General features: G+C 37.9%; 15 protein-coding genes. 3 read left to right on the top strand and 12 right to left on the bottom strand.

Features of this window, described 5'->3' with window-relative positions:
• Positions 1 to 127: 127 nt before the first annotated feature.
• The 8 genes from SFC47_RS12545 to SFC47_RS12510 form a co-directional block, all read right to left on the bottom strand.
• The gene (locus SFC47_RS12545) at positions 128 to 763 is read right to left on the bottom strand and encodes a pentapeptide repeat-containing protein (protein WP_411254635.1); all 636 of its coding nucleotides are present in this window, start codon (positions 761 to 763) and stop codon (positions 128 to 130) included.
• 68 nt (positions 764 to 831) lie between these two features.
• Positions 832 to 1,551, bottom strand: a complete 720-nt coding sequence (locus tag SFC47_RS12540; protein WP_411254634.1) for a YebC/PmpR family DNA-binding transcriptional regulator — start codon at positions 1,549 to 1,551, stop codon at positions 832 to 834.
• Between the two features lie 191 nt (positions 1,552 to 1,742).
• The gene (locus SFC47_RS12535) at positions 1,743 to 2,543 is read right to left on the bottom strand and encodes a hypothetical protein (protein WP_411254633.1); all 801 of its coding nucleotides are present in this window, start codon (positions 2,541 to 2,543) and stop codon (positions 1,743 to 1,745) included.
• 167 nt (positions 2,544 to 2,710) lie between these two features.
• Positions 2,711 to 2,911 carry a CDGSH iron-sulfur domain-containing protein gene (locus SFC47_RS12530; RefSeq protein WP_411254632.1) on the bottom strand — a complete coding sequence of 67 codons (201 nt, stop codon included), beginning with the start codon at positions 2,909 to 2,911 and terminating at the stop codon, positions 2,711 to 2,713.
• A gap of 6 nt (positions 2,912 to 2,917) precedes the next feature.
• Positions 2,918 to 3,565, bottom strand: a complete 648-nt coding sequence (folE, locus tag SFC47_RS12525) for a GTP cyclohydrolase I FolE (protein ID WP_411254631.1) — start codon at positions 3,563 to 3,565, stop codon at positions 2,918 to 2,920.
• An 18-nt stretch (positions 3,566 to 3,583) separates the two neighbouring features.
• Positions 3,584 to 4,270, bottom strand: coding sequence for a helix-turn-helix transcriptional regulator (locus SFC47_RS12520; RefSeq protein ID WP_411254630.1), 687 nt, complete (start codon positions 4,268 to 4,270; stop codon positions 3,584 to 3,586).
• Between the two features lie 133 nt (positions 4,271 to 4,403).
• Positions 4,404 to 4,715 (bottom strand): cobalt transporter, encoded by a 312-nt coding sequence (locus SFC47_RS12515; RefSeq protein ID WP_411254629.1) that lies wholly within the window; start codon positions 4,713 to 4,715, stop codon positions 4,404 to 4,406.
• A 91-nt stretch (positions 4,716 to 4,806) separates the two neighbouring features.
• Complete coding sequence (locus SFC47_RS12510; RefSeq protein ID WP_411254628.1) at positions 4,807 to 5,433, bottom strand: DUF421 domain-containing protein; 627 nt, start codon at positions 5,431 to 5,433, stop codon at positions 4,807 to 4,809.
• Positions 5,434 to 5,548: 115 nt separating this feature from the next.
• On the opposite strand from SFC47_RS12510, the gene SFC47_RS12505 reads away from it, so the two are divergent.
• Positions 5,549 to 6,139 carry a VanZ family protein gene (locus SFC47_RS12505; RefSeq protein ID WP_411254627.1) on the top strand — a complete coding sequence of 197 codons (591 nt, stop codon included), beginning with the start codon at positions 5,549 to 5,551 and terminating at the stop codon, positions 6,137 to 6,139.
• A gap of 46 nt (positions 6,140 to 6,185) precedes the next feature.
• Here the strand turns inward: SFC47_RS12505 and SFC47_RS12500 are convergent, their stop codons facing one another.
• The 4 genes from SFC47_RS12500 to SFC47_RS12485 form a co-directional block, all read right to left on the bottom strand.
• Complete coding sequence (locus SFC47_RS12500) at positions 6,186 to 7,394, bottom strand: ABC transporter permease (protein WP_411254626.1); 1,209 nt, start codon at positions 7,392 to 7,394, stop codon at positions 6,186 to 6,188.
• Position 7,395: 1 nt separating this feature from the next.
• Entirely contained in the window at positions 7,396 to 8,262 is an 867-nt protein-coding gene (locus tag SFC47_RS12495; protein ID WP_411254625.1) for an ABC transporter ATP-binding protein, read from the bottom strand.
• Positions 8,263 to 8,421: 159 nt separating this feature from the next.
• Entirely contained in the window at positions 8,422 to 9,777 is a 1,356-nt protein-coding gene (locus SFC47_RS12490) for an arsenic transporter (protein ID WP_411254624.1), read from the bottom strand.
• Positions 9,778 to 10,073: 296 nt separating this feature from the next.
• On the bottom strand, positions 10,074 to 11,402 hold the full coding sequence (locus SFC47_RS12485; RefSeq protein WP_411254623.1) for a hypothetical protein: 1,329 nt from the start codon (positions 11,400 to 11,402) through the stop codon (positions 10,074 to 10,076).
• 218 nt (positions 11,403 to 11,620) lie between these two features.
• On the opposite strand from SFC47_RS12485, the gene SFC47_RS12480 reads away from it, so the two are divergent.
• Both SFC47_RS12480 and SFC47_RS12475 read left to right on the top strand, forming a co-directional pair.
• Complete coding sequence (locus SFC47_RS12480; protein WP_411254622.1) at positions 11,621 to 12,688, top strand: CotH kinase family protein; 1,068 nt, start codon at positions 11,621 to 11,623, stop codon at positions 12,686 to 12,688.
• Positions 12,689 to 12,841: 153 nt separating this feature from the next.
• On the top strand, positions 12,842 to 13,387 hold the full coding sequence (locus SFC47_RS12475) for a hypothetical protein (RefSeq protein WP_411254621.1): 546 nt from the start codon (positions 12,842 to 12,844) through the stop codon (positions 13,385 to 13,387).
• Positions 13,388 to 13,406 lie beyond the last annotated feature (19 nt).

Here is a 13,406-nt window from a genome sequence, read left to right as displayed (position 1 = left end):
TATATCCCCTTTTTTTATTAGTTTGTCATATTCATTTTTGTTTCATGCTATTCTCGAGCGGGATGTGTTTAATTTCTTCGAAACCCTTAAAAAGGGAGCAATCGTAACGAGTGCTCCATAATAACTTCTATTTTATTATCAATCCTAATAATCGTGCAAATCCTAAGGCTTGATGTTCTGTAACCTCACAGCCAGCTATGTCTCGTATCGAAACATTTATTTGCTCAAAGCTGCAGGTAGTTAAATCAATTCCCTTTAATGGTGTTTGTTCAAAATTTGCTTCATTTAAATCACATTCTTTAAAGGCTGTTTTATTAAAATTGGATTCATAAAAGTCAGCATGGCGAAGTAAACAGGTATCAAAGAGTACCTGTTTAAGTTTGGCATTTCCAAACGATATCATATTTGAATTGCAATTTTTAAATAACACATTACCAAGTGAGGCACCGGAAAGATTTAGGCCAAGAATTTTAGAGTCTTTAAATTCAACGCGATGAATACTTCCATCGCTAAAATCTATATTGGATAAATCACAGTGCTCAAATATCACATCTGTTAGGTCAATATTTTTAAATGAAACATCGATAAAAGTTACATTTTTGAATATGACTTGTTCAAAGCGTATTCTATGTATTTCTTCACTCATAATGGAACAATCACTGATAATACACATCTCATAATAAGGCTCTTCCATTGGTTGAAATCGTTCCTGTGTTAAACCTTCCGGAATTTTGGGCTGTTGAATTTTAAACGTATTTGCCATAGTCAAACCATCCTTACCAATAATCTAATAGAAAAGACCTTTGTTAAAACAAAGGTCCTCAATAAGTACTATTCACCTAAATCGACATTGTGATAAATTCGTTGAACATCTTCAAGATCTTCCAAAACGTCAATCATTTTTTCGAATTTGGCTTGTGCATCCTCTGGAAGAGTTACTTCGTTTTGTGGCAGCATCGTTAATTCTGCAACAGTGAATTCTGTAATTCCTGCGTTCTTAAATGCTTCTTGCACCGCATGGAACTGTTCAGGTTCAGCATAAACGATAACCGCTTCATCTTCCTCGATGATGTCACGTACGTCTACATCTGCTTCCATTAGGATTTCAAGAATTTCATCAGCTGTTTTGCCTTCTAGCCCGATAACCGCTGTGGCGTCAAACATATAAGCAACAGATCCGCTGACTCCCATGTTTCCGCCATTCTTACCAAATGCAGCTCGAACGTCGGATGCTGTACGGTTTACGTTGTTGGTTAATGCATCAACAATCACCATTGATCCGTTTGGACCAAAACCTTCGTATCGAAGCTCAGAGTAGCTTTCTTCTGAACCACCTTTAGCTTTGTCAATGGCACGGTCAATAATGTGTTTTGGTACATTGTACGTTTTTGCACGTTCTAATACAAATTTTAAAGCCTGATTGGATTCAGGGTTTGGTTCACCCCTTCTTGCTGCTACATAAATTTCAACTCCAAATTTTGCATAAATCCGGCTTGTATTTGCATCCTTTGAGGCTTTCTTTTCTTTAATATTGTTCCATTTACGGCCCATACTGTCCACTCACTTTCAATATTGACTCTACATAAGAATAGTAATAGAAATAGATTGCATCTTCAACCATTATCTAAAATGATAGGTTATAGCAAATAATATTATACCGTAGTTGGACAATTTGTTAAGTAGTAATTACCATATTTTATAGCTGTAATGGAAAAAAAGTCAGGAATGATGCCTCCTGGCTTTTAGGTTAGTTTAAGTTTTGCGATAAACTTGATTTCATTCTGAAATTTTTCTAGTATCTCTTCGAATGATGAATTTATTAATAGAGGGAATAGATACTCGAGTGCTTCATGATAATTTTGACCTAATGCTTCCCGTAAGAGAACATACTCGTGAAAGAGCAGTGCTTTCTCAAAATCAATTCCAAGTTCATATAAGCCGCGAAACAAAGTCTCTTTTGGAATTTGTTTAATCTTTCTAAAGATTTTTTCGTTTTTTTCAATAAATTTTTCTTCTAAATATCGTGTTACATAATCTCTATATACCATTTGCCCAATATCATTTGTTTCTTTTTTTGTGTAATTGAAGCCAATGACACGGCCTTCTTTATTTTCACGTATTATAAAGGTTTTATTACCTTTTAAATGTTGTATGAAATTCTTGACACTTTTATCAAAAATCTTGTTAAATTGGATGATTTGATGGAGTTTGACAGCAAAATCAGTATTTTCTTCACCGATCACAAATAATCGATCCACAATAGGCAAAAGTTTTAATACTCCTTCAGAAAGCTGACTCGAGGCATCATAGATAATAATATCGAATTCTTTCTTCATTTTCTTTACGATTCGTTTTTGTTCTGTTATGGTCAATTTAGAAAAATCATGTATGACTTCATCAGAAAGCCTTTCTTTTTCTAAGGGCCCATACGAGATAAACGCAGCCGATAAATCAGTATTTAATTTGAGCCAATGATAAACAGATAATGATAATTCCGTAACACCTGATTTTGCCTTTGGAGAATAAAAACCGACCAAGTACATGTTTCTCACCTGCCTTTTACTACTATAGTATTTAAAGAAGGAGATAAAGGTTAAAGACAAACTCTGTCTTAACCAGTTTTTATAAAAAAAGGCTCTGCATGATTGGTTATATACAAAAAAATAATGACATCATGATGATGTCATCTTTAGGCTTTGTCTAAATAATACTATTCTGCTGCTCTTGGGCTGCTAGTAAATCCGCCTCTTTTATGAGAACCATCACAAAATGGTTTCTTATTAGATAGTCCGCACCTGCACAGATAAACTTTTGTCTTTTTTATATATTCATTTCCATCTGAATCAACTATTTGAAAATCTCCGCTTACTTCCAATGGGCCATTATCAGATATTTTTATCTTATTTTCCATATTTCTTTACTCCCTTTTATTTTTGATAAGTGAATAAAATTCAGCCCGAAGATCTGGCCGATTTTCATAAATGCCAAGAAGACTTGATGTTGTGGTAACGGTGTTCGCCTTCTTTATACCTCTTGAGCACATACACATATGTTTCGCTTCTACTACCACAATCGTACCTTCTGGATTTAAAACTTCTTCAATGGCCTCTGCTATCTGTGTGGTAAGCCGCTCTTGAACCTGGAATCTTTTGGCGTATCCTTCCACCAGGCGCCCCATTTTCGAGAGACCGGTTATTTTCTCCTTTGGGATATAGCCGATATGTGCGACACCAAAGAATGGAGAAAAATGATGTTCACATAAGGAGTAAAACTCAATATCTTTTACCAAAATAAGTCCTTTATGGTGAATATCAAACGTTTTTTCCAAGTGAAGCTTTGGGTCTTCATGATACCCTTGTGTGTACTCGAGAAAGGCCTTTAGTAGTCTATAGGGAGTTTCTTGTAAGCCATCGCGCTCTGGGTCATCACCGCAAAGTGTAATTAATTGTTTGATGGCTTCAGTAAAAGATGAGACATTGGCTATGGTCCCATTTTCCTCAATAGTTTGTTTGTTAAATAAATGTGGGAATTTTTCACATAAAATAAGCATCTGCTCACTCTTCATGACCACATCATCCCTCTTTTAATTTGTAGGATTAATATCCTCCATGATGATACGGGAAGTGTCTTCGGTAATAGGTTCATTCAATAAAATCCGAAAAGCACAACATCCATCACCATTCTGCAGTCGTTTCTCTCTCTTTACAGAACATCCTAATAAATGAGTTAATACTGAAACGCTTACACTGCAAAGTATAGGCCGTTCTATAGCAACATTATGGAATGGACAGTTCCGCTCTATAAGAGCATAAGAATTTTGGTTATTTTCTAATTCCATAAATGAATCATCTTTCTTATAAAAGTCTTTTAATACATCTAAACGTTCGCTCGTCGTTAATCCAGTTAACTTGGGCTCCCACTGGCGAATTCTTTCTTCAATCATGGCTGCAAGCAAGTTTTTTAGTAAATCTTCCCCTAAGAGTGATAGTGTATCGAAGACCTCAATCATTAATTGATCATAATTTTTTTTGAATAGATGTTCACCTGCTGTGGTTAAGCGGTATTGCCATAAAGGACGACCTACACCTTTGTTTTCTGAAAAGCGAGTAACCCACCCTTCCTTTTCTAGTTGTACGAGGTGTTGACGTACGGCTTCACCGCTAATATCCAAGCTTCCAGCCAGCTCGCTTATTGCCTGAGATCCTTTATTTTTTAACCGTTCAATGATTCTCTTGCGTGGTTCTGACAAATGGTTAACGAGGATACTCATAACAACAACCCACCCTTTTTTACCTTTGATTAAATATATTCAAAGAGGAATTCAATAGTTCAAGTTTTTAATTGGAAAATTTGTTTTTTAAAACAAAAAAAGTCCCTTCGGCTGAAAGGACTGGTTTTATTTATTAATAGGCAGGGTAGCCGCCGTATGGGTAGTAGCTTGTTGGATATGGTGTTGGTACTGGATATGGTGCTGGGTACGGGTAGGGGTAGCCGCCGTAGCCAGGGGAACTCAATGCTCCTGCTGCCAAGCCGCCAAGTAAACCTCCCACAAACGGAGCTCCGCCAAATCCTCCATAACCATATCCATGATAGTGCCCATGGTGCCCGCTGTGATGCCCGCCATGATGTCCGCCATGGTGCCCGCCATGGTGCCCGCCGTGGTGCCCGCCGTGGTGCCCGCTGTGATGTCCACCAAATCTGTTTCCATTCATCATATTATTCATCCTCCTTACATAAAATCTTTCCTTTTACTTTATGCAGGATAGATGTCCCAGGAATGGGCGCAGGTAAATAGACTTCTATTCATTACTGTAAATGTTTAGGTGGTTCAGATTCGTGGGCATGATTTTCTATTTCGGTAAACAGATCCTGTTGGATGTTTTTTGGGGATTTTTCTGACAGTTGTCCTGATATCATTGGTTGTAACAATTTTTTTATTGTAAGTATTTCTTGATGCAGCTGTTGAAATTGTCGTTTTGTTACTGGCTGTGATTCATCTTTTAAAATAAACCCAACTGTACCATTAGGCTCAAGTGTTGCCCATTCAACATCACTAATTTTCCCAACATTTTGTTGTCTTAGGTTCATCTCAAGTTGGTCCACGGTGAGCCTTACTTTCCTCAAGTTTGCTTCATTTATTTTTCCTTGTTCAATGATAATCTTTGCTTTACCAGTGATAAATTGCTCAATAATATCTGATTTTATTTGAGCGTACTCCATTAAAACCAATGTTAAAACAAGAACTCCACCGACTCCAAGCGTTGTCCATAAATCCTCACCGGCAACCGGCTGTATGAGCAGTGACCCAATACCTATCATAATTACCGTTTGTGCTAATGTCATCTGTGATATTGATTTTCTTCCAGCAATTCGCAAAAGTAAAGTTCCTCCAAAAATAATTACAACTGCCTTCCATATCCAATCTAACTCCATTTGAATCCCCCATTTACGTTAAAAGTGAAATCTACTCTTACTTTTCCCAAAAAATAGGGAAAACAATAATAGAATCGGTGTTATAATGGAAGAAATCAATAATGAGGACCTTTGCATGAAAAAATCAATTTTAATTTCCTTGATAACAGCTATTGCATTATCTATAGTACTTTATCCTATCCTTATTCAATTAGTAGTCTACCTTCACACTGTTGTGCTGGGGGTTATTTTCTTCTGTATGGTTTTGGCGTTGTTTTTCCTAATCTTATTATTGCGTAAACAAACCATTCATCTTGCCTTTTCAAAAATTCGGATGATAATTTTACTTTATTCCATCGCATTAATCATATTGCTATTCTTTCGGCCCAGCGACCAAAACTATCATTCGATTAATCTGATTCCCTTTTCAACGATTAGCTTATATTTATCCGGAACAGTGAACGGCTTGATTTCTTTTTATAACTTGGGTGCAAATATAGCCTTGTTCATACCATTTGGAATTTTCCTGAAGCTTAAAGAGCATACGCAAATACAACAAATCTTTATCCCTCTCCTTTCCATATCCTTGATAGAATTACTTCAATATATTACGGAGAGAGGCAGCCTCGATATTGATGATCTCATCTTAAATGTACTTGGATTTTTCATTGGTTATCTTCTGACTCCATTTTTCACCATGGTTTTTAAAGTAAATATGCAAAAATAAGAGCTAACGGGACATTGATAAGTCCTGTTAGCTCTGTTTGGTTTTGCTATTTTTTTAACATGGCGCTCAGATGAGACCACTTGAATTTTTCTCCGTAAACCATTACACCTTTAACATAAATTCGGGCAGCAGCATAAGAAATCAACCCAATTGAAATAACTAAAACTCCGCCGCTAATTATTAACTCAAGTGTGCTTATTTCGCCCATTACAAATTTGGAATAGGCCACAATCGGTGAAAAGAATGGGAAATACGTTGAAAAGGTTACAAGTCCTCCCGTAGGATCCATCATGGTTTTGATCCCTACCATTAACGCCCCAACCACAAGAACCATAACCGGTCCCATTACACTTCCTAAGTCCTCAGTTCTAGAAATGACTGAACCAAGTGCCGCAAAACAAAGGGCGTAAATCAAGTAGCCACATGCAAAAAAGAAGATAAAGGCAATAATTAATCCCGCATTTATTTGAGATAGATCTAACGTAAATCCAACGATGTCAAATTGCTCTTTGTTGATCCATCCAATGAGGTAGGCGAGATAGCCTGAAAGGAAGAATACTGAAACTTGGATTAAACCGGCTGTTAAGCTTGAGAGGATTTTTGCAAATAACATGTAAATTGGCTTAATCTTCGTAATCATTACTTCCATCACCCGAGTGGATTTCTCACCCGTAATACTCATCGCAACACCTTGCCCAAACATGAGGATAAAGGTGTACATTAAGAAAATAAATACATACACAAGTCCGAGGCTGCCATTGTTCTCTGCTAACATTTTTTCTTCTACAGGTATGCTTTGAAATAATTGATTCATCACTTCAGGTGATAAGGCTTGTTCTGTTGAAACTTTCACCAAATATTGCTGCTGCAGCTGAGTGGTGAAGGAAAATAAAACAGTCGGATCAGGTCTGCGATGATAAAAATAGTTTACTACTGGGACGGAACCCTTTTCTTCAATAATAATTAAATCATCAAGGTCCTGTTCTTTAATTTTTTCTTTTTCTTTCTCTGAATCCTTTAATTCTTTGGTTGTAAGTTTTAACCCCTCAATGTTTTCCTTTAATCCTTTTTCATCAATACTATAAGAGCTGGTATTGATAACTGTAACCAAAACTTCTTCTTCATTTGAGGAAAAATGGTTATAGGCAAAATAGCCAAGGATTAATAGGGAAATAACAATTGATGTAATTCGAAATCCTTTTGTACGGATTTGTTCTCGGATATGAAATTGATAAGCAGTCCATAGTGCATTCATCTTACGAACCCACCTTTTCAACAAAAATTTGATGAAGAGTCGGCTGCAGGTAAGTGACCTCAGTTATTGAAATTTCTTCATTTCTTAAATGACTCAAAACCGTGAGAGGTTCTTCTTCTTTCTTTAATGGGATGATAATTCTTTTCTCCTCTTGTTCAAATCCGTACCCATGAACATGACAAAAAGATATGATTCTATCAATATCACCATATAAAGACAAATACATTAAACCATATGAGTTCTTAATCTCATCTAAGTCACCAGTTAGCAATGCGTGGCCATCTTTCATGATAACAACTTCTTTACAGAACTTCTCTACCTGTTCCATTTGATGACTGGACATGATGATCACTTTTCCCTTTTGCTTTTCTTCTAAAATTACATCAGTAAGGAGATTGGTGTTAACCGGATCAAGCCCGCTGAAGGGTTCATCAAGTATAATAAGGTCTGGGTTATGTATTAATGTCGCTGCCAATTGAACTTTTTGCTGGTTTCCCTTCGAGAGGTCTCCTGCCATCTTATTTCTATACATAGCAATCTCAAAGCGATCTAACCAATAATCGACACTTTTCTTAATAGTCTGCTTGTTCATCCCTTCTAATCTAGCAAAATACGAAAGTTGATCAGCAACCTTTGCTTTCGGATATAAGCCCCTTTCCTCTGGTAAATAACCAAATGAAGCCCCCTTGAGCCCATTTTCACGTCTCCACATAACGCTGCCTTCATCTGGCGTAACCAGTCCAAGCATCATTTTGATGGTAGTTGTCTTTCCTGCTCCATTCCTTCCGAGCAGTCCAAACACTTCCCCTGAAGAAACTGAGAATGATAATTGATCAACCACTGTTTTATCTCCATATTTTTTTGACAAACATTTAACGTCAAGCAAAACAATTTCCCCTTTACATCAATTTTTACAAAGATACAACCACTATTTTAACTTACATAATGTTCTTTTAAAAGAAATATTTACCATATCTTGACAAGAAAAATAAGGATTCCCCTTTAGGTGAATCCTTTTCGTTGATTTTTAAACAAAGACGAGCAGTAACCATAGATATAAACTTATGAGGGTAAAGACTAATGTTGGGGGAATGACGATGATGGTCACCTTGATATATTCCAGCCAGGTTATTTTTATATTATTCTTCTTTAAGATATCCATCCATAATAGTGTTGCTAAAGTACCGATGGGCAAAATTAAGGAACCGATATCACTGCCGATAATATTTGCTAAGTAGACGGTCTGGGTTAATAACGGCTGTAACCCCATTTCTGTTAATGCCAGTGTTGAAACCATTAAGGCAGGGTGGTTATTGAAAATATTGGATAGAAACGCTGTTATAATTCCCATGGTTACGCTCGCATGGAGTAAACTGCCGTTTACGATGGAGCTTAGATGATCTACCATCATGGTGGTTAATCCAATATTATGCAAACCATATATTAGAACATACATGCTAAAAGCGAAAATTAAGATATGCCATGGTATTTTGGTTAACACGTCTTTTGGATTTTTCTTTAAATGGATCCATCGCCAGATTAATAAAATGATAGAACCGAGAACAGCTACCAATGAAACAGAAATGTTTAAAAATGATGCAACGAAGAGACTGATTCTGACGAGAAATACAAAGATAAGCATTTGCATCATGAGTTTCTTTTGTTTTTCAAACATATCCTCGTTTTTTCTTTGCAGTGGATGAAAACGGTTGTTATTTAACAATGGCAAGGTATAGGAATGAAGTCGGATTTCTTTAGGGATGTCCCTCTTGAAAACGAGGAGGAGCAGAAAGGCCAGGAAAATTAGTCCAATGGTGGCGGGAACAAACATCATCGCTGTTTGTAAATACAGGTCCATTCCAATAATTTTTAAAGCAATTAAATTTACAATGTTACTTACACCTATGGGAGCGCTAGATGCAGTTGCGATTAAGGCACCGCTTAATAAATAGGGAATCTTTTGCCGGTTCTTTAAACCGATGTTTTTAAAGATTAGGATGAGAATGGGTGTGGTAATGAGAATACTGCCATCATTGTTAAAAAACATGGTCATTAAAAAACATAATAATAATGTATACCAGAATAACCGGATTCCTGATCCTTTTGATACTTTTAACATTAGTGCTGCCGTCCATCTAAAGAAGCCGAAACTTTCCAGTACAATGGCCATAACGATGGTTGCGATTATCGTTACCGCTGCACCTGTTACTTTCGAGCTTATGTCCAGCAAATCAGTTAGCGAAACGCTGCCGCTTAGCATGACAATGATTGCTCCGATCGTTGCTGGAATTGCTTCATTCATATTTTTCGGACGGATAAATATCATAACCATTGTCAGAAAAAAAGCAAATATGGTAATGATCACCGTCGTTGGATGATACATATAGGTTATTTCTCTCCTTTCAATTATAATCGCTTCATTCTAAAAATTCTCCTTTACTGTCTTCTCTTGTCCTTTGCTTTATCATACGTAGTATCATAGGGGCTTGAACTAAACGAATATCTTGAATTTATGTAAATCAGCAGGTATCTAGAAATTTTTTTAGAATATTGGCTGGATTAATGCCTATCTTTTTGCTACTAAGCGAATGCCTAGTGTCTTCCTCTATAGACAGTTGTCTTCTATATCTGGTTTCTGACACAAAAAACCGGTACTGCACAAGTACCGGTTTGGGATATTTAGTCTTTGTGCTTTGATCCTTTGCTGCCGTGCGAGCCCTTATTGCCTTTGGACCCTTTGCTTCCGCCAGAGCCTTTACTGCCTTTGGACCCTTTGCTTCCGCCAGAGCCTTTACTGCCTTTGGACCCTTTGCTTCCGCCAGAGCCCTTGCTGCCTTTGGACCCTTTGCTTCCGCCAGAGCCCTTACTGCCTTTAGAACCTTTGGAGCCGTGCGAGCCTTTACCACCTTTGGACCCTTTGGAACCATGTGAGCCTTTATTGCCTTTAGACCCTTTGCTTCCGCCAGAGCCCTTGCTGCCTTTAGAACCTTTGGAGCCGTGTGAGCCTTTACCGCCTTTGGACCCTTTGCTGCCGTGTGATCCTTTACTGCCTTTAGACCCTTTGCTGCCGTCAGAGCCCTTGCTGCCTTTGGATCCTTTGCTGCCGTCAGACCCGTGTTTTCCTTTGGACCCCTTACTACCACCAGAACCTTTACCGCCTTTGGATCCCTTGCTTCCACCTGAGCTGTGTCCGCCTTTAGATCCTTTACCGCCGTAACCATATCCTCCGCCAGAGCCATGTCCGCCTTTAGATCCTTTACCACCGCCAGAGCCGTGTCCGCCTTTGGAACCTTTACCACCGCCAGAGCCGTGTCCGCCTTTAGATCCTTTACCACCGCCAGAGCCATGTCCGCCTTTAGATCCTTTACCACCGCCAGAGCCATGTCCGCCTTTAGATCCTTTATTACCGCCAGAGCCGTGTCCGCCTTTAGATCCTTTACCGCCGCCAGAGCCGTGTCCGCCTTTAGATCCTTTACCACCGCCAGAGCCATGTCCGCCTTTAGATCCTTTATTACCGCCAGAGCCGTGTCCGCCTTTAGATCCTTTACTGCCGCCAGAGCCGTGTCCGCCTTTAGATCCTTTGCTTCCGCCTGACCCATTTGAACCTTTGGATCCCCTGCTGCCGCCAGAACGGTGTTTGCCTTTATGTCCTTTAGGGCCTTTAGGACCTTTTTTACCTTTAGGGCCTTTAGGACCTTTAGGACCTTTAGATCCTCTACTTCCTCCAGAGCCGCCTGATCCTTTGCTTCCGCCAGACCCTTTACTTCCTTTGCTTCCGCCAGACCCTTTACTTCCACTGCTTCCGCAAGACCCATGACTGCCGCGTGACCCTTTACTTCCTTTAGTTCCCCGACTTCCCTCTGACCCGCTGCTGCCTTTACTTCCGCTAGAATCTGAACCATCGCAGAAACATTTCTTATCCTGTTTCTCATCTGGATTATTATTTAGAAATAAAACGACGCCATTATCCTTTGCCTTTGACAGCATCTGATTCATGTCCTTCATCATCTGGGTTTTCCACCACTTTCCATAAAAAATATTTTCACTTCTAATTTATGGCAAGAAAGTGGTACTTGATATAGACAAACATTTATTTTTTAAAATTGATTTCACAATTATTTACGTGTCCACAGTTGTCCACAGCCAAAATACTGGATGTTTGTACTGCACAATCAATACAAATGCTGCATACTATCTAGAAAAAATGTATGTATAGGAGTATTTACGTGTTAAAATACGAAATCTTCATTAATCCAAAATGGCTTCAGAAATTGGAAGATGATATTTGGGAGGATGAGCATTTCCCTGCAGTCTTAAAAATTGGTGATAATCGATACAAGATCGGAATCACCTATCGGGGAAATGTCATTAGGAAAAAGAAGAAAAAGTCCTATAATATTATTTTTCAAAATCCTTATCTCGTCGATGGTGCTCATGAGATTCATCTTAATGCAGAATACGATGATATTTCACTGAGCCGGAATAAGCTCTCTCTTGACTTTTTTGACACTATTGGTGTAATTTCTCCGCATTCTAAACACGTACTTCTCTATATAAATGGTTTTTGTAAAGGAATTTATTTGGAACTGGAATCTTTTGATCAACACCTTTTGAAAAAGAGAAATCTTCCAAACGGACCCATTATCTATGCTACCAATTATTTTGCGAATTTTTCTTTACTCTCTCCTGAGAACGAACTAAAAACCAGTTTAGATGAAGGTTATACGTTAAAATATGGAGAACCAAAAGATCTATCTCTGCTAGAAGACTTCATTGAAATGATTAACACCTTTCCAAATGAGGAGTTTGAAAAAGAAGTCACAAAGATCCTAAATATTGAGCAATACCTAAAGTGGCTTGCTGGTGTGGTATGCACACAGAACTTTGATGGCTTTATCCATAACTATGCTCTCTACCTAAATACACAAAACAACCTGCTTGAAATTACCCCTTGGGACTATGATGGGACCTGGGGAAGAGATCTTCATGGAAGGAAGCTGGAACATGATTTTGTTCCCATTAGCGGGTACAATACCCTGACAGGAAGGCTTCTCCATATTCACCCATATAGAACCCGATACAAAGAAATCATGTCTTCCGTATTAGAAAATCACTTTAATGTGGATGTTTTAAAACCAATTATTGAGGAACAATTTCAAACATTGAAGCCGTTTATTAGGACGGATCCCTATATAGGTATGGACGAGGAATATTTTGATAAGGAAATAGATGTAATTCTCAGGTTTATTATGAAAAGAAATGGATATTTGAAAAAAGAACTGGCATTTTTATGACCTTTTTTATACTGTATATGAATTTCATATACTTTTTTTTTGCCTATTTTTTCAAAAAGATAAGAAAAAAGGCTCGTCGTTTAGTACAACATCACACCATGACACATATAAATGCAGTGTAAAAGTTTATTTATTTAAAGGAGGATAAATATTGTGAATAACGACATGTGGAAGTCTTTAGTGGGGAAGACGATCAAGGTTGACAGAGGAGGCCCAGAATCAAGAATTGGAAAATTAATGGCCGTTCTTGATGACCATCTTGTACTCTTGACTAAAGATGATGGTGTGCTTTATTACAATACACACCATGTCAAAAGTGTAACTGAAAATTCAAAGGACACAATGGATATCGGAATTGAGGTTCCGGAGAATTTCGAGTTTAAAAAAGCCGATAGCTTCCAAGGTCTTTTAGAAAACCTAAAATTCCAGTGGGTAAGAATTAACCGTGGAGGTCCGGAAAAATTAGAAGGGGTTATTAGCGAAATAAACAAAGATTTTGTATCGCTAATCAGTAAAGAAGAAGTTGTCCGCGTATCCATGTGGCATATCCGAAATATTAGTTATGGATTAAAAATCGAAAGTGAAAGCAAAGAAGAAAATAAAGATCAAGGCTCTGAAGAAAACACTATGTCTCAAACGGAAAAACAGGTTGTTAGACAACGGGTTGTCCGTGCAGAAAATTCTCAAGTAAGACAATGACAATTAGAACTCTTGTCGC

Origin of the sequence: Neobacillus niacini (assembly GCF_046591715.1) — a bacterium.
GTDB lineage: Bacteria > Bacillota > Bacilli > Bacillales > Cytobacillaceae > Neobacillus > Neobacillus niacini_L.
The sequence above is the reverse complement of the archived record's forward strand: the minus strand, read 5'-3'. Positions and strand labels throughout refer to the sequence as shown.